This window comes from Methanococcoides alaskense, from assembly GCF_027594145.1.
Classification (GTDB): domain Archaea; phylum Halobacteriota; class Methanosarcinia; order Methanosarcinales; family Methanosarcinaceae; genus Methanococcoides; species Methanococcoides alaskense.
On sequence record NZ_JAQFFK010000003.1, the window covers coordinates 639,004 to 655,058 of the forward strand.

14 protein-coding genes and 2 pseudogenes are annotated in these 16,055 nt (G+C 43.0%); 12 read left to right on the forward strand and 4 right to left on the reverse strand.

Annotated features, from left to right (window positions below; all coding sequences use genetic code 11):
• Nucleotides 1-32: 32 nt before the first annotated feature.
• The 3 genes and pseudogenes from PBV53_RS07020 to PBV53_RS07030 all read left to right on the forward strand — a co-directional run.
• A complete protein-coding gene (locus tag PBV53_RS07020) occupies nt 33-1,154 on the forward strand; it encodes a FecCD family ABC transporter permease (RefSeq protein ID WP_270096436.1) in 1,122 nt (373 codons plus the stop codon).
• Nucleotide 1,155: 1 nt separating this feature from the next.
• The gene (locus tag PBV53_RS07025) at nt 1,156-1,944 is read left to right on the forward strand and encodes an ABC transporter ATP-binding protein (RefSeq protein ID WP_270096437.1); all 789 of its coding nucleotides are present in this window, start codon (nt 1,156-1,158) and stop codon (nt 1,942-1,944) included.
• Between the two features lie 145 nt (nt 1,945-2,089).
• Nucleotides 2,090-2,206 (forward strand): annotated as a pseudogene (locus PBV53_RS07030) (IS5 family transposase); the annotation flags it as partial.
• 6 nt (nt 2,207-2,212) lie between these two features.
• Here the strand turns inward: PBV53_RS07030 and hmgA are convergent.
• Nucleotides 2,213-3,457 carry a hydroxymethylglutaryl-CoA reductase (NADPH) gene (hmgA, locus tag PBV53_RS07035; RefSeq protein WP_270096438.1) on the reverse strand — a complete coding sequence of 415 codons (1,245 nt, stop codon included), beginning with the start codon at nt 3,455-3,457 and terminating at the stop codon, nt 2,213-2,215.
• Nucleotides 3,458-3,908: 451 nt separating this feature from the next.
• Between hmgA and PBV53_RS07040 the strand changes: the two genes are divergently transcribed.
• The 3 genes and pseudogenes from PBV53_RS07040 to PBV53_RS07050 all read left to right on the forward strand — a co-directional run bounded on the left by PBV53_RS07040 (nt 3,909) and on the right by PBV53_RS07050 (nt 6,973).
• Nucleotides 3,909-4,478, forward strand: a complete 570-nt coding sequence (locus PBV53_RS07040) for a calponin homology domain-containing protein (protein WP_270096439.1) — start codon at nt 3,909-3,911, stop codon at nt 4,476-4,478.
• 182 nt (nt 4,479-4,660) lie between these two features.
• Nucleotides 4,661-5,587 (forward strand): annotated as a pseudogene (locus tag PBV53_RS07045) (IS5 family transposase).
• 81 nt (nt 5,588-5,668) lie between these two features.
• Entirely contained in the window at nt 5,669-6,973 is a 1,305-nt protein-coding gene (locus PBV53_RS07050; protein WP_270096440.1) for a TrpB-like pyridoxal phosphate-dependent enzyme, read from the forward strand.
• 94 nt (nt 6,974-7,067) lie between these two features.
• Here PBV53_RS07050 and nth read toward each other — a convergent pair whose 3' ends face one another.
• Nucleotides 7,068-7,679, reverse strand: a complete 612-nt coding sequence (gene nth, locus PBV53_RS07055; protein ID WP_270096441.1) for an endonuclease III — start codon at nt 7,677-7,679, stop codon at nt 7,068-7,070.
• Nucleotides 7,680-7,796: 117 nt separating this feature from the next.
• Here nth and PBV53_RS07060 point away from each other — a divergent pair, with 117 nt between their 5' ends.
• The 6 genes from PBV53_RS07060 to ahbC all read left to right on the forward strand — a co-directional run bounded on the left by PBV53_RS07060 (nt 7,797) and on the right by ahbC (nt 14,992).
• Nucleotides 7,797-10,037, forward strand: coding sequence for an ATP-dependent DNA helicase (locus tag PBV53_RS07060; RefSeq protein WP_270096443.1), 2,241 nt, complete (start codon nt 7,797-7,799; stop codon nt 10,035-10,037).
• Between the two features lie 82 nt (nt 10,038-10,119).
• The gene (gene hisD, locus PBV53_RS07065) at nt 10,120-11,400 is read left to right on the forward strand and encodes a histidinol dehydrogenase (RefSeq protein ID WP_270096444.1); all 1,281 of its coding nucleotides are present in this window, start codon (nt 10,120-10,122) and stop codon (nt 11,398-11,400) included.
• Nucleotides 11,401-11,557: 157 nt separating this feature from the next.
• On the forward strand, nt 11,558-11,956 hold the full coding sequence (locus PBV53_RS07070) for a DUF1699 family protein (protein WP_270096445.1): 399 nt from the start codon (nt 11,558-11,560) through the stop codon (nt 11,954-11,956).
• A 206-nt stretch (nt 11,957-12,162) separates the two neighbouring features.
• A complete protein-coding gene (gene cobA, locus PBV53_RS07075) occupies nt 12,163-12,915 on the forward strand; it encodes a uroporphyrinogen-III C-methyltransferase (RefSeq protein ID WP_270096446.1) in 753 nt (250 codons plus the stop codon).
• Nucleotides 12,916-12,945: 30 nt separating this feature from the next.
• Nucleotides 12,946-13,746 carry a uroporphyrinogen-III synthase gene (locus PBV53_RS07080; RefSeq protein ID WP_270096447.1) on the forward strand — a complete coding sequence of 267 codons (801 nt, stop codon included), beginning with the start codon at nt 12,946-12,948 and terminating at the stop codon, nt 13,744-13,746.
• A 37-nt stretch (nt 13,747-13,783) separates the two neighbouring features.
• A complete protein-coding gene (gene ahbC, locus PBV53_RS07085) occupies nt 13,784-14,992 on the forward strand; it encodes a 12,18-didecarboxysiroheme deacetylase (protein ID WP_270096448.1) in 1,209 nt (402 codons plus the stop codon).
• Between the two features lie 60 nt (nt 14,993-15,052).
• Here the strand turns inward: ahbC and PBV53_RS07090 are convergent, their stop codons facing one another.
• Both PBV53_RS07090 and PBV53_RS07095 read right to left on the reverse strand, forming a co-directional pair.
• Nucleotides 15,053-15,412, reverse strand: coding sequence for a carboxymuconolactone decarboxylase family protein (locus PBV53_RS07090; RefSeq protein WP_270096449.1), 360 nt, complete (start codon nt 15,410-15,412; stop codon nt 15,053-15,055).
• A 6-nt stretch (nt 15,413-15,418) separates the two neighbouring features.
• Nucleotides 15,419-15,949, reverse strand: a complete 531-nt coding sequence (locus PBV53_RS07095; RefSeq protein WP_270096450.1) for a ferritin — start codon at nt 15,947-15,949, stop codon at nt 15,419-15,421.
• Between the last annotated feature and the right edge of the window lie 106 nt (nt 15,950-16,055).

Here is a 16,055-nt window from a genome sequence, read left to right on the forward strand (position 1 = left end):
TTAGAACCTCCTTTTCCCAAAAAGGTGATAATATGCAAAATCCTTTTAAAAAACAACAGAATGTCAAGTCGGAAAATATTGAAAGTTCCTGGACGAACAAGAATACTCAGGTAAGGGAAGGTTACCAGCGTTATGTCGGGAAAAAAATGTTTTTCCTTTTTTCAATGTTAGTTCTGGTAATTTTTCTTTCAGCTTTTATCATTACGATCGGTCCACTCGAGATATCAGTTACAGAAGTCTATAAAATATTACTTTCCAGCTTGTTCCCAGATTATTTCACTAATGAAGGACTGACTTCACAAATCGTATGGAATATCCGTCTTCCACGTATTATTGCGGGTATAATGGCGGGGTTCGGGTTGGGAGTATGCGGATGTGTAATGCAGGCAGTTCTTAAAAATCCACTGGCAAGTCCATTCACTCTTGGTATTTCTTCAGGTGCTAATTTCGGTGTAGCTGTCGCAGCTGTAATGGGTGTGGGTGTAATAGGAGGTCCGTACCTGCTGGTGGGAAATGCCTTCCTTTTTTCAATGCTGTGTGCATTGTTCATAATTGCTCTTGCAAATTTTAAAGGTGCAACTTCTGAAACCCTGATACTTGCAGGAATTGCGATAAACTATCTATTCAGCTCTCTCAGTGACTTGTGCCGTTATTTCGCTACGGATGAACAGTTGAGAATAATGGTCAGCTGGGGTATGGGGGACCTTTCTGCTTTTTCATGGAGTAATTTCTCAATTCTGCTTGGTGTCTTTGTTTTCTGTACTCCTTTACTTTATCTGAAGGCAAATGATCTCAACATAATGGCAATAGGTGATGAAAATGCAAAAAGTCTTGGTATAGATACAAATCGGGTTAGAATGTTCACTATGCTTCTTGCAAGTCTTCTGATAGCTACGGTTGTTTGCTTTACAGGCACGATTGCTTTTATAGGATTGGTTGCACCCCACATGGCACGTATGGTGGTAGGTTCGGACCACAAATATCTGTTCCCTGCCTCTGGAATACTTGGAGCTCTCATACTGATATCAGCAGATGCTACTGGTTTGAACCTATTGAGGCCCACAATGATACCGACCGGCATTATGACCTCTCTGCTTGGAGTTCCGTTCTTCATGTATCTTATACTTAAAAAGAAAAAGAAGGAGTTCTGGTAATATGGTGAAGATAAAGATTAAGGATATGTGTTTTGGCTATGCCAGTACACCAATATTGGAAAATGTATCGGTTGATATCTATGGGTCAAGTTTTGTGAGCATTGTGGGTCCTAATGGGGCTGGTAAATCAACCATGCTCAAATGTATCAACAAAATATTAGTGCCGGATTCCGGCGATATACACATTGATGGATATAATTTAAAGAACATGAAACGGATGGAAGTTGCCAAGAATATTGCTTACGTACCTCAGAGTTCGAACAGGGTTTTTCCCACGACGGTCTTCGAAACGGTTCTAATGGGAAGAAGGCCACATATTGGCTGGTTCAGTAATGAAAAAGATATCGAAAAAGTCTGGCAGGTCCTTGAGGAGATGGGAATTGAGGATATTGCATTGAGTAGTTTCGATGAATTGAGCGGGGGACAGCAACAAAAGATCCTCATTGCAAGGGCACTGGCACAAGATACAGGTGCTATTCTTCTTGATGAACCCACTAGTAATCTGGATATATGGCATCAGTTGGACGTTATGGAGAATGTGCAAAGACTTGTAAAAGTAAAAAAGGTTACAGCTATAATGGCTGTACATGACCTTAATCTGGCTTCCAGATATTCAGATCAGATATTGATGATGAAGGATGGTAAAGTAGTTTCTGCAGGAACACCTGCTCAGGTACTTACTACTGAGAACATAGCAAAGGTCTACGAAGTTGAAGCACATGTGCACAACTATGGAGAAACGCCTTATGTTATGCCTCTTAAGCAACTTGGTATGAGGGCAATTACATAAAATAGAATGTTTTGGGCTCTGTAGAAATCCTTAATATTCGAATCACAATCGGATCTAATAACTTTATCTAATATGTTGGACGAGATTGGATTCTAATCTTAATTCCAGTTTATAGATGTTTATTTATATCGGTTTTCTACAAAGCCTAAAAGAAGTGAAGTTAAAAGTATTGATACACAACCTTGACAGGTATGTCAAGATTGTGCGTTTAGTTCATTTGAGGATTTCTACAAAGCCGATGTTTCTTCTTAAAATAAGTTAAGCTGAGTTAACGCCCCAGCTCTGCGTGTGCTTTTGCCAGATGTCCGGCTGCTTGTGCTCCTATCAGTGATATTTCACCTGCAAGGACTGCAGCGGCGATTATCTCTGCCAGTTTCTTCGAATTATGCCCGGGCACCTCTCCTGCTCCTGCAACTCCCAGCAGGTTAAGGCAGTCTCTCTGGGTGGCTATGCCTGTTCCGCCTCCAACGGTTCCGACCTGTATTGACGGGAGGGTGACGGAACAGTAAAGGTCTCCGTTCTCATTTACTTCCATTGTTGTTATGGCACTACTTCCCTCTACAACATGGGCAGCATCCTGGCCGCATGCCAGATAGAGTGCTGCGATAATGTTTGCTGCATGGGCATTGAATCCTAGGGCACCTGCCCTTGCTGAACCCAGCAGATTCTTCCTGTAATTGACCTCTTCCATCATCTTCGGGGTGGTCTTCAGTTTCTTCTCCACGATCTCCTTTGGAATTGTAACGTCTGCAGCAACGGTCTTTCCCCTGCCAAGTATATTGTTGATGGCAGCCGGTTTTTTGTCGGTGCACATGTTGCCTGAAAGTGAGATCGGGTAAACTCCGAATTCCTCTGAGATAAAGTTGAGCACAGCATCGGTGGCAATGGTTACCATGTTCATTCCCATTGCGTCCTTGGTGTCATAGGCAAACCTTAGGAATACAGTATTCCCTGTGATGAATGGATCTACACTGAGCAGTTCTCCGAAACGTGTGGTTTCGCCTGCTTTCTCTTTCATATTTGTGAAAGTTTCCGGTTCTTTTACCCAATCCACAAAGTCCTTTACCTTGTTCACATTGTCCAGTTTGAATACCGGAGCACGGGTCATGAGGTCCTGGAATATCCTTACATTTGAACCGCCGGAAGCTGTGATCACTGTACATCCACGGTTGACGCTTGCTACGAGTGCTCCTTCAGTGGTTGCAAGGGGAAGCGTGAAGTCTCCGTTGGCATATTCACCATTTACTTTTAAAGCACCTGCAACACCAAGAGGGATCTGTATGGTTCCTATCATGTTCTCGATGTTGCGTTTGGTGGCTGCTTCAGCATCGATCGTATAGTTTTGTATGTGCTCGAACTTAACTCCCTTCATCTTCTCAATGGCACATTTTCGAACCCTTACAGCTGTATCAGTGTCGGTATATGCATCTATTTTTCGGAGTGGCATTTCTCCTGAGATGACCTTTTCAAGCAATTCATCTTCTTTCATTGTGGTTTCGGTTTTTGATGCCATTAGTGTTCCCTGCAATATTATTTTTTTAGAATGTATCAATTGTGTGATGAATTATCGAGTGGTATTGAACCTGGTCAAAAATTTATAATGAACCAGTATTATCTGAATCCATTATGGTGCTTCCTGCTTATATGTTTTGGTGGCACTTATATATTATTATATTACAAACGGTATCCTTATACGTCTTAGCATTTTTATTTTCATTTACTATAAATACGTATATGGGCTGTGGATTAATTCTGATGAAGATGATTACTATCTAAATTCTTGTAGATGATCTTAAATACAAAAATGCCACTTATTTTATGGTTATCATATATAGGATATTGGTGGAATATTGGGGAATTATGTATTTTTGAATGATCTTTATGTGGCGTTCAGGAATGGTATTACCTGTTATTTTTGTACCATGTTCAACAATTTGAAAACGTGTTTAAATGGGTGTTATTGTATGATAGATGCGAATGGTTCTATGGGGCATCATATTTTCAGTTTGAGCTCTGCGTCTTCTAAAGAAGAATTTAACATGAGGCGTAAGGAGGGGCTTGTTGAGAATGCAAAGATCAGGCAGTTAGATGACCATAGGTATGCTGTAGATCACAAGATCAACAATGGTTTCTGGTCCTGGTATCTTGAAAAACACAAAGATCTGACCTGTAGGTACAACAATCTCTATTCCGATATAACTGCAAGGGATTGCAGGGAACTGGAGAGAGATAAGCCGGAAAGTATGAACTTGTCAATTTCATCTGGGTATGTAGACCTTGATTACATCAGACAAGAATTCATCAAGCACGACAGGAACACGATCGAATGTATGGCTACAAGTTTAAAGAAGATAGGTCTTGTTAAGGAAGCTGAAGGGCTTTTGTCCTTGGAACCAATTGAAAAGAAGGCTATCTACGTTCTTGACAGGTTCTTTGATGCTTTACATAATAAGAATTTCAATGACCTGCAAATAATCGATTTCTATCTCGAACTGATTCCAGAAGAGCGTGTCTCACTTGGATGCAATCCCTAAGGCTTAAATGGTTTAAGCGCTCGGATGTTTTTAAGTTCTGAAGTTGGAGGAAGCAGAGCATCCAGAGGTAATTTTGTGGCTCTGTAGAAATCCTCTTTCCTAACCCCAATTGACACATAATTTTTATAATAATAAGTCCCCTGTGTGTGTTCGTCCAAAAACCACAAGGGGATGATACTGTTTTGTCTAACAAGTACTTAAAATTTATCGATATCGCTCTACAAATGACAAGATATTCACGTTTATCGCTTTATAGCTGCAAATATTCTAAGAAAACCTACACACAACATCAGCTATTGTCACTGGTTTTGTTTAAAGACTATTTAAATGAAGATTATCGAGATTTTGTTGATCTTATTAAAATCATGGATTCTGTCCAATCGAAACTCGAATTAACTAAAGTACCACATTATACTACACTTCAAAAATTTGTCAGCCGATTTTACTCAGTAATACTTGATCGTATATTCAAGAGAACATTGGATCTATTTTACAATAAAGGCGATTCAATTCAAGTTACTGCAATTGATTCCACTGGCTTTACGAGCGGGTATTGTAGTCGGTATTATTCCAAGAGAATAGGGAAATGGAGGCATAGTTTCATAAAAACCAGTATTTCAGTCGATGTTACTAAATTTATCGTAACTGGGTACAAGATATCTGGCAAACCTGTTCACGATGCAAAACATGCAAGGACATTGCTTTAGCAATCTCATCACAATAGAAGATCAAAATATTATGTGATGGATAAGGCATATGACTCTGAGAAAATTCATGAATTGACGAGGGAAAAACTCGGATCAATAGCAATTGTTCCACTTCGACAACGTAAAAGAAAAAGCATCAAGGGAAGATATAGAAAGAAAATGGTGCATGAATTTGATGATAAAATATATCCTCTGCGAAATCTGAGTGAAACGATGTTTTCAGTATTGAAAAGGAGATATGGAGAGAACTTACGTGCAAGAAAGTATAGAAATCAAGTGAAAGAAGTAAAATTCAAAGTGATATTACACAATCTTGACAAGTATGTCAAGACTGTGTTTTTTGTTTGGATGAGGATTTCTACAGAGCCAATTTTGTTTTATTTTATAAATTGTAGCTATTGATACAACTTAGAACACAACATCTATATATCATAATTTAATCTACATCATAGTACTTATTTGTGCATTATATGAGGAATATCTATGGAACCGACTAAGATCCTACTTGATGAAAACGAGATGCCAAAAAAATGGTATAATATCCTTCCGGATATGCCCACTCCATTGGCTCCTCCACTTAATCCTGCAAACAATGAACCACTGGCACCAGAGGACCTTGCTCCTCTTTTCCCGATGGAGCTCATTAAACAGGAAATGAGCAGTGAGAGATACATTGATATTCCGGAAGAGGTTCTTGAAATATACAAGCTCTGGAGACCGGCTCCTTTATACCGTGCACACAGGCTTGAAAAATTACTTGACACACCTGCAAAGATCTACTACAAGTATGAGGGTGTCAGTCCTGCAGGCAGTCACAAACCAAATACTTCTGTTGCACAGGCTTACTATAATATGAAGGAAGGCACAGAGAGGATAACCACCGAGACCGGAGCTGGTCAGTGGGGCAGTGCACTTTCACTTAGCTGTAATTATTTTGATATCGAATGTAAGGTCTACATGGTACGCTCAAGCTTCGAGCAGAAACCATACCGTAAATCCCTGATCAATCTCTGGGGTGCAACGGTAGTACCTTCGCCAAGTCCTGATACTGAGTTCGGACGTCACATGCTTGAGAAATATCCGGACACTGCAGGCAGTCTTGGTATTGCTATTGGAGAAGCTGTAGAGGATGCTGTGAAGCACGACAATACCAAATATGCCCTTGGCAGTGTGCTCAACCACGTCATGTTGCATCAGACAGTTATAGGTCTTGAAGCCCAGAAACAGCTCGATAAGGTCGAGGAATATCCCGATATAGTTATCGGTTGCTGTGGTGGCGGAAGTAACCTCGCAGGTATCAGCCTTCCATACATGAGGGATAAGATCGAGGGCACCCATGATCCACGTATCATCGCTGTGGAACCGTCTGCCTGTCCAACCCTTTGTGACGGCAAGTTCCAGTATGACTATGGGGACATGGCAAAACTGACCCCTCTCCTTAAGATGTATTCACTCGGATACGATTTCATGCCACCTGCCATCCATGCAGGGGGCTTAAGATACCACGGTTGCTCACCGATAATCAGTCAGTTGACCGCAGATAAACTCATGGAAGCTACCAGCTATCATCAGATCGAGGTATTCGAAGCAGGCGTCATGTTCGCTCGCAGTGAAGGTATTCCACCAGCACCAGAGTCAAACCATGCTATCAAATGCGCTATCGATGAGGCTCTTAAGTGCAAGCAGACCGGAGAAGAGAAAACCATCCTGTTCTGCCTTAGCGGACACGGTCATTTCGATATGTATTCCTACGACAAGTATTTCAGTGGTGGACTCAGCAACGAATGATCCGGGAAAGCGGCTTTTAAAGCCGTATTCCTCATACTTTCTTTTTTACTTTGCAACCTTATTGCGGAAAGTTTCTTTTTAAAAGATGTGATCTTCAGATAAGTTTCGGACAAATGTCATTCATAATACATTCGTCACATTTTGGTGATACTGGTCTACATATGCTTTTACCGAACAGTACCATCAACCCGTTGATATCTTTCCATATTTCCTTCTCGACCACTTTTCCAAGCTCGATCTCCGTTTCTTCGGGATTAGTGGTCTTAACAAGTCCCATCCTGTTGGATATGCGATGTACATGAGTATCCACCGCAATGGCATCTTTGTCAAAAGCATAGGTCAGTACACAATTGGCTGTCTTCCTGCCTACTCCGGGCAGTTTAACAAGCTCGTTGATATCATCTGGAACTATCCCGTCATATTCATCAAGAAGCATACGGGATATCTCTATTAAGCGCTGTGATTTGACCCTATAGAATCCAACATTCCTTATTAGTTCCTGTATTTCATCCACATCAGCATTTGCCATTTTCTGAGGTGTATCAAAAACTGAAAATAGCTTCTGGGTTGTCGGTATCGTGACCTCGTCCCGGGTGCGCTGGGATAATACGGTGGAAATTAGAATATAATAAGGGTCACTGTTAATTTGGAAATAGCCTTTTGGGTACAACTTCTTAAGGCGGGATATAATCTCTTTGACGTACATCAAATAGCGTAAAATCCCAGATTATTTAACCTTTTGTAATAGATGGTCCTTTGCCAGTTTTAAGAAATTACTTATACAATACTGAAGCAAACGTTCTAACAGTGATGTGAAATTTCTATGATGATACGAGAGCTTGACATTCCAGAGGATATTATTGGATTTTATGAGGATTCCGGCATTAAGGAATTGTATCCTCCTCAGGCTGAAGCAATAGAGATGGGTCTGCTTGAAAAGAAGAATCTCCTTGCAGCCATACCCACAGCTTCAGGTAAGACGCTCCTTGCGGAACTTGCAATGATAAAGTCTATTCGTGAAGGTGGTAAAGCTCTCTATATCGTTCCTCTTCGTGCACTGGCCTCTGAAAAGTTCGAGCGTTTCAGAGAACTTGCACCCTTTGGTATCAAGGTTGGGATCTCCACGGGGGATCTGGATTCAAGGGCTGACTGGCTCGGAGTTAACGATATTATTGTTGCCACATCCGAAAAGACCAATTCCCTTCTACGCAATGGCACTTCCTGGATGGATGAGATCACCACTGTTGTTGTTGATGAGATACACTTATTGGATTCTAAGAACCGCGGACCTACACTGGAGGTCACTATCACCAAGCTGATGCGACTAAATCCGGATGCACAGGTACTGGCACTCTCTGCCACCGTGGGAAATGCACGGGAGATGGCAGACTGGCTCGGTGCGGGTCTTGTGATTAGTCAGTGGCGACCCACTGACCTTCATGAAGGTGTGTTCTTCGGAGAGGCCATCAACTTCCCCGGAAGCCAGAAGAAAATAGACCGGCTCGATAAGGACGATGCTGTGAACCTTGTTCTGGATACTATCAGAGCAGAAGGGCAATGTCTTGTTTTTGAAAGCAGCAGGCGGAATTGTGCGGGATTTGCAAAGACCGCATCTTCAAAGGTTGCGAAGATCCTCGATAATGATGCAAAGATCAAGCTGGCAGGGATAGCTGAGGAAGTGAAGTCCACAGGTGAGACCGATACTGCCATCGTACTTGCCAACTGCATACGCAAGGGTGTCGCTTTTCACCATGCTGGCTTGAACTCGAACCACAGGAAGCTTGTGGAAAATGGTTTCAGGCAAAATCTCATCAAGCTTATTTCCAGCACACCTACGCTGGCCGCGGGTTTGAACCTGCCTGCAAGACGTGTCATCATAAGGAGCTATCGCAGGTTCGATTCCAATTTTGGTATGCAGCCAATCCCGGTGCTCGAATATAAACAGATGGCGGGAAGGGCAGGTCGCCCTCATCTTGATCCGTATGGGGAATCGGTTCTTATCGCAAAGACCTATGACGAGTTTGCACAGCTCATGGAGAACTATGTTGAAGCTGATGCGGAAGATATATGGTCGAAGCTTGGGACAGAGAACGCACTGCGAACTCATGTGCTGTCCACGATCGTGAACGGTTTTGCTTCCACAAGGCAGGAGTTGTTCGATTTTTTTGGAGCTACTTTTTTTGCTTACCAGCAGGATGCATGGATGCTGGAAGAGGTCATCAATGACTGTCTGGAATTCCTCATCGATAATGACATGGTGAGTGAAACCGAGGATATCGAAGATGCAAGTAAGCTTATTTTAAGAGGTACCCGCCTTGGCGGTCTGATATCCATGCTTTATATTGACCCGCTTTCAGGTTCAAAGATAGTCGATGGTTTAAGGGATGTGGGTAAGGATGCTGTCAAAGTGACAGACATGACCCTTCTGCATCTTGTTTGTAGTACTCCTGACATGAGGCAGCTCTATCTTCGCAATGCCGACTATACTATAGTGAACGACTATATTATGGTTCACAGTGATGAATTCCATGATATTCCTGATCAGTTCAAGGAGACCGATTATGAATGGTTCATGGGTGAGGTGAAGACCGCCATGCTTCTTGAAGAGTGGGTCACCGAGGTCTCTGCTGAGGACATCACCCGGCATTTCAATGTGGGGGAAGGGGATATTCATGCCCTTGCTGATACCTCGGAATGGCTGATGCATGCTGCTGCAAAACTGGCGGACCTGCTGGGTGTGGAATATTCTTCACATGCTTACAGTCTTGAAAAAAGGATAAGATATGGTTCAGGGCTTGATCTTATGGAGCTTGTCGGTATAAGGGGTGTTGGACGTGTGCGGGCACGTAAATTGTACAATGCGGGCTTTGTTTCGGTTGCAAAACTTAAGGGTGCTGACATGTCGATATTATCAAAACTTGTCGGGCCTAAGGTCGCTTACAATATACTGTCCGGTATCGGTGTTCGGGTCAAGGACAAGCACTTTGAAAGCATACCTATAAGTTCAAATACTCTAGATACAATACTGGACAAAAACCAAAAGACATTCAATGATTTCCAGTGATGTTGAACTATCCATTTTTGGTTTCTGTTCGTAAATGCCAATTGTTATTGTTTTTTGTCACTGGTTAAAACGAGATGATCATATGCTGTATAAACACCTATCGGAAGTCACTGACGAAGAGATGGAGAAGCTCCTCTGCCGCACTGGAGATATGATGGACGTTACTGATACTGTTTCATCAATTCTAAAGGATGTGCAGGAGAAAGGCGATGAAGGCCTGCGTGAATATACTAAGAAGTTCGATAGGGCTGACATTCATGACATTGAGGTCAGTTCCGAAGAGATCGAGCAGGCAATGAAAGAGGTCGATGCAGAACTTCTCAGACATCTTATGATCGCAGCAGAGAACATCAGGAACTTCCATACAGCACAGCTTCCGCAGAAGACATGGTACATCGAACCGTCCCCTGGGATTAAACTTGGTCAGATGGCCACTCCGATAGCATCGGTAGGTGCTTATGTTCCAGGCGGTCGTGCTTCTTATCCTTCGACTGCACTCATGACCATAATCCCTGCAAAGGTCGCAGGAGTGAAGAATGTCGTGATGTGTACTCCCCCTGGTTCCGATGGAAAGGTAAATCCGCTTACTATCGTGGCAGGTAAGGTGGCTGGTGCGGATCATATCTATAAGGTCGGTGGAGTTCAGGCGATCGCTGCAATGGCTTACGGTACTGAAACGGTATTAAGCGTTGATAAGATCGTGGGACCTGGAAATGTGTTCGTGACCGTTGCCAAGATGATGGTTCGGGATAAAGCGGAAATCGATTTCCCGGCAGGTCCGAGTGAAGTGCTTATTATCGCAGATGATTCTGCGGATGCTGCTATGATAGCATCTGATATTCTTGCACAGGCAGAGCATGATCCAAAAGCGGTGTCCGTGCTTGTGACCACATCATCTGAACTTGCAGAACAGACCAACGCCGAGGTCAAAAAGCAAGCTGCCATTGCTGTACGCAGGGAGATCGTTGACCAATCTCTTGAGAATGCAGCTATCCTCGTTGCGGATTCCATGGATGAGTGTATAGGAATATCCAATGCTTTTGCACCGGAACACCTTGAGATCATGGTTAGGGATGATGATGCAGTTCTCGATAGGATCGAGAATGCAGGTTCTATCTTTATCGGTAATTATGCTCCGGTTGCAGCAGGTGATTATGCATCGGGTACGAATCACGTCCTCCCCACAGCCGGTTATCCCAGGATATATTCCGGTCTGAATATTCACCATTTCCTGAAATATTCCACCATACAGAAGATAACGAAGGAAGGCTTAAGCTCCATCGGAGATACGATAATAACCCTTGCTGAAAAAGAAGGGTTGCAGGCGCATGCCGATTCTGTAAAAATTCGCCTCAATGATTGATCTGTTTCGAGGGCATCAAATTAGAAGTTTCGTGGGGGCAAATTTGAGATTCCCAAACTTAAAAAAACGTTTCAATCGTCAATTATTTAATAGGTTACTTTGTATCAATTAATTTACTAAGTATACGCGGACCGTTTGAATATAACGAGGTGTTCCTATGAAAATTAGAGTCGTAAGCAAAAGGGAAGAAATTGAAAAACTTGATACGGACGAAAAGATCATCCATCTTGCATTCAGACCTTCTAATGAAGATATCTTTAATCTTGTAAAGAGATGTAAAGATGTTGAGGTAATTCAGATCCCGACTTCATACAGGCGTACTGTATCCAAATCAATTGAAATGTTCATGGAGATGCAGAACATCAAGCTTATTGAAGGGGATGTCTGGGGTCACAGAAAGGATATCAATGAATATTATACTGTATCTCCGGCTATTGCTGAAAGGATCAATGCTTTGAGGTCTGAAGGGATATCAGATGAGATTATAGCTGAAAAACTTTCACGTGAAGGAAAGTTGAAAAAGGAAATGCTATTTTATATTCTGAGCCAGAGCTGATCATATCACAGTTGTTGCCCATGATCTGGCAACATTTCTCATTTTATTCATTATATATCTTATTTCGATGTCTTATCTATCAGTGATTCATTTTTTTTGGCTGCTTCTTTATGGACATTTTTGAGATGGAAAAATAACACATATCAATCTATTTATTATATCAGGTAATTACATCTCCAAAACACTAATTGAGGATATCTGGTAATATGGCTCAACAATACGGAAAAGTATATCTTGTAGGCTCCGGTCCCGGAGACCCTGAACTGATGACCTTGAAAGCACGCAGGCTTCTTGACACTGCTGATGTTATCGTCTTTGACCAGCTTCCAGGGGAAAAGATACTGGCTTCTATGCCTGAAACTGCAGAGAAGATCGATGCAGGTAAACACGCAGGGGAACACACTCTGACCCAGAGTGAGATCAACGATGCTATCGTGGAAAAAGCAAAGGAAGGTAAGATGGTGGTCCGTCTCAAAGGTGGAGATCCTTACATGTTCGGACGTGGCGGCGAAGAGGCTGAAGAACTGGTGAAAGCGGGTATCGAGTTCGAGATAGTTCCGGGCATCACATCTGCTCTTGCAGCTACGGCTTATGCTGGTATTCCTGTTACACACAGGGACCATGCTTCAATGGTCACTTTCATAACCGGCCATGAGGACCCTACAAAAGAGGAAACTGCCCTTGACTGGAAGACACTTGCTGCTTTTGGAGGTACTATAGTTATCTTCATGGGTGTCAAGATGCTCGAACGTAACATGGGCGAGCTGATAAAGAACGGAAAAGACCCCAAGACCCCGGTTGCAATGGTGGAGAGGGGAACACGTCCAGATCAGCGTGTGACCATCGGTACTATCGAGACTATCGCACAGATATCAAAGGATGCAGGGGTAAAGGCTCCGGCACTTACTGTTATCGGCGATGTTGTCAAGCTTCATGATATACTGGGTTCCCAGATCTGATGAAATTGCTATTTTATTGATGGTGATAAGATGGATCAAAACGGAAAGAAGCCTGTAATAGCTATTATGAGGCCTGAGAGTTATGTGGTAAAGTCACGTGAACTTGCGGAATCATTTGGTTTTGAAGTTGTGGCTATCCCAATGATAGAAATTGAAGGTATGAAGGATGAATATTTCGATGCATTTGCAGAGAACATATTTTCCGGAACATCCGATTATACTATATTCACCAGTGCCAATGGGATTGATCACACTCTTTCCAAGATACCTGAGGACAAGCACAGCGATTTCATCGATGCTCTTAACAAGACAAATGTGGTAGCCATCGGTCCGACAACCCGTAAACAGCTTGAAGATATCGGGATCGAAGTAATGGGTATGCCTGGCGTTTACAGTTCAGAAGGGCTTGTGGAATATCTCTGTCCTGATGTTAAGGGTAAACAGATAGATACTGCAAGGAGCGCTTACGGTTCCATGTTTTTGATATCTGGTCTGAGGGATTGTGGTGCCAATGTGCTTGAGACCAAGGTCTACACTCTGACACTGCCAAAAGGGGCATTGCAGGATGAGCTTATTAATAAAAGTGTCAACGGTGAGATCGATGTATTTGCATTTACCAGTTCCATGATGGTCAGGAGCTTTTTCGACCGTGCTGAAGCTTTGGGTGCAGGTGAGTCTATAAAGGAAGTTCTTGCTAACAGTCTTATTGCTGCTATTGGTATCCCAACTGCCAATACGTTGAAGGAATTTGATGTGGAAGTGAACGTTACTCCGGATGAGTACACTTTCCGGGAAATCTTGAGGGTTGCAAAAGAAGCTCTTGAGAACTAAATTGATCTAAAAACGAATTAATTTCAGGAGGATAATTATGATAGGAATATCTAAACTCTATTGCGGAACTGTTGAACCGTCAGATGCTCTTCGATATGAGCGTGATTCAAGTAAACTTCCGTCACATTTGCTTCAATTCTCCAAAGACAAGAAACCGGTAGTCGTCTGGAACGTGACCCGTCGCTGCAATCTTAAATGTATACATTGCTACGCACACGCAAAGGACATGGAGTTCGAGAACGAACTGACCACCGAGCAGGGCAAGGAACTGATAGATGATCTGGCAGAGTTCGGTTCTCCTGTGATGCTGTTCTCCGGCGGTGAACCGCTGATGCGCAAGGACCTGCCGGAACTTGCTGAGTATGCGATCTCCAAGGGTATGCGTGCGGTGATATCCACCAATGGTACACTTATCGATAAACCAATGGCAAAGAAGCTCAAGGAGATCGGTTTGTCCTATGTCGGAATTTCCATAGATGGTCTGCGAGAGACCAACGATAAGTTCCGTGCAGTCGAGGGAGCTTTCGATGCTGCAATGGAAGGGCTTCGCAATTGCAGGGAAGAAGGTATCAAGGTCGGACTTCGCTTTACTATAAATAAACAGAACGTGGCTGATATTCCTGCTATATTCGACATGATCGAGGAAGAGGATATTCCACGTATATGCTTCTACCATCTGGTCTATGCCGGACGTGGAACCAAACTTGTGGAAGAGGACCTCTCCCATGAGGAAAGCCGCAAGACAGTTGACCTTATCATGGACCGCACAAAGCAGCTTCATGAGAAGGGAACTCCTGTGGAAGTTCTGACAGTGGACAATCACTGTGACGGTCCATACATCTACATGAGGCTTGCAGAAGAGAACCCCGAACGTGCAGAAGAGGTCTATGAGCTTCTCAAGATGAACCGCGGTAATTCCACTGGCATTGGATTTGGTTGTGTTTCATGGGATGGCGCAGTTCACCCTGACCAGTTCTGGAGGCATTACACCTTTGGTAATGTGAAGGACAGGAAGTTCAGTGAGATATGGACCGACCTGAGCGATGAGCTCATGGCAGGTCTCAAGGACAGAAAACCCCTTATCAAAGTGAACGCTGACAGATGTGCAAAGTGCAAGTGGTTCGATGTCTGCAACGCTAATTTCCGTGTACGGGCTGAAGCCGTGTATGGCAATGTCTGGGCAGATGATCCTGCATGCTATCTGACAAAAGAAGAGATCGGTTACGATGAAGATGGGGAAGAGTGAGTTATCACTCTTCTATTCTTGTTTTTTTAAAAAGAAAATGGCAAAGGCTTAATTAAAGCCTTAAAATCCAATCTGTTCCATTTCCGGCAGTACATCACTGCTGATATCGGTAAAGTTCTGTATGCCACCGGCCCATGCTGCCATCATCATTGCGTCCAATACCTCTGCCCTTGTTGCACCATGGTTTTTGAGTTTCACAAGGATCTTCTTTGCGCTGTTGGTGTTGTTCTTTGAGCATGCTATGGTGAAGACCATCAGGTGTTTGTTCTTCATTGAAAGCCCGTCTTCCCTGTCCTTCCAGATAGCCTTGTAGAAACTTGCAACTCCCTGCCCGAAGTCATCATCCATCTGTTTGGCCATTTTGATGGCCTTTGGCATGGTTCCTTTTACTTGCTTAACGCTTTCTATATTTTCTGTCATTTATTATCACCTGATCTGTGTCCAGTTTGGTACGTTTGCCGGAGGGTTGAACACTCTTGCAGCAAGGTCTTTGTCGATCATGAAAAGTCCGTTACCTTCCTCGCCTGCAAGTTTAAGTTTGTCAATGATCTCATTGTCATTGCCTTCCTCTTCTATCTGTTCGGTGATATACCACTGGAGGAAAATGTTGGTTGCATGGTCCTTTTCTTCAATGGCAAGGTCTACCAGGTCATTGATGGAACGAGTGATGAACTTTTCGTGTTCAAGGGTCGCATTGAGCATGTCAAGGGTGGTGCCGAATTCCTTTGCCGGCTTTTCAATTGCCTGAAGCTCTACCTGTGCTCCCTGATCGATAATGTAGTTGTAAAATTTCATGGCATGCAGCATCTCTTCCTGATACTGTACCATGAACCAGTTGGCAAATCCGCTAAGCCCGATATTCGAACTGTAGGCTGACATTGCCATGTAAAGATGAGCGGAATACATTTCCTTGTTGATCTGACCATTCAATGCTTTAACCATTCTTTCACTGATCATGTGATTCACTCCTTTGTTATGTAAATAGAATTACTATCTGATAAACAGGCTCCACAATTAATGTGGTTAATTCCCCATAAAAGCCTGTGGGTAGTTGTTTTTAGCT

What these genes read in the sequence shown, in the direction of transcription:
- PBV53_RS07020 (WP_270096436.1), top strand. Translation starts at nt 33, where the DNA reads ATGCAAAATCCTTTTAAAAAACAACAGAATGTCAAGTCGGAAAATATT.
- PBV53_RS07025 (WP_270096437.1), top strand. Translation starts at nt 1,156, where the DNA reads ATGGTGAAGATAAAGATTAAGGATATGTGTTTTGGCTATGCCAGTACA.
- hmgA (WP_270096438.1), bottom strand. Translation starts at nt 3,457, where the DNA reads ATGGCATCAAAAACCGAAACCACAATGAAAGAAGATGAATTGCTTGAA.
- PBV53_RS07040 (WP_270096439.1), top strand. Translation starts at nt 3,909, where the DNA reads ATGATAGATGCGAATGGTTCTATGGGGCATCATATTTTCAGTTTGAGC.
- PBV53_RS07050 (WP_270096440.1), top strand. Translation starts at nt 5,669, where the DNA reads ATGGAACCGACTAAGATCCTACTTGATGAAAACGAGATGCCAAAAAAA.
- nth (WP_270096441.1), bottom strand. Translation starts at nt 7,679, where the DNA reads ATGTACGTCAAAGAGATTATATCCCGCCTTAAGAAGTTGTACCCAAAA.
- PBV53_RS07060 (WP_270096443.1), top strand. Translation starts at nt 7,797, where the DNA reads ATGATGATACGAGAGCTTGACATTCCAGAGGATATTATTGGATTTTAT.
- hisD (WP_270096444.1), top strand. Translation starts at nt 10,120, where the DNA reads ATGCTGTATAAACACCTATCGGAAGTCACTGACGAAGAGATGGAGAAG.
- PBV53_RS07070 (WP_270096445.1), top strand. Translation starts at nt 11,558, where the DNA reads ATGAAAATTAGAGTCGTAAGCAAAAGGGAAGAAATTGAAAAACTTGAT.
- cobA (WP_270096446.1), top strand. Translation starts at nt 12,163, where the DNA reads ATGGCTCAACAATACGGAAAAGTATATCTTGTAGGCTCCGGTCCCGGA.
- PBV53_RS07080 (WP_270096447.1), top strand. Translation starts at nt 12,946, where the DNA reads ATGGATCAAAACGGAAAGAAGCCTGTAATAGCTATTATGAGGCCTGAG.
- ahbC (WP_270096448.1), top strand. Translation starts at nt 13,784, where the DNA reads ATGATAGGAATATCTAAACTCTATTGCGGAACTGTTGAACCGTCAGAT.
- PBV53_RS07090 (WP_270096449.1), bottom strand. Translation starts at nt 15,412, where the DNA reads ATGACAGAAAATATAGAAAGCGTTAAGCAAGTAAAAGGAACCATGCCA.
- PBV53_RS07095 (WP_270096450.1), bottom strand. Translation starts at nt 15,949, where the DNA reads ATGATCAGTGAAAGAATGGTTAAAGCATTGAATGGTCAGATCAACAAG.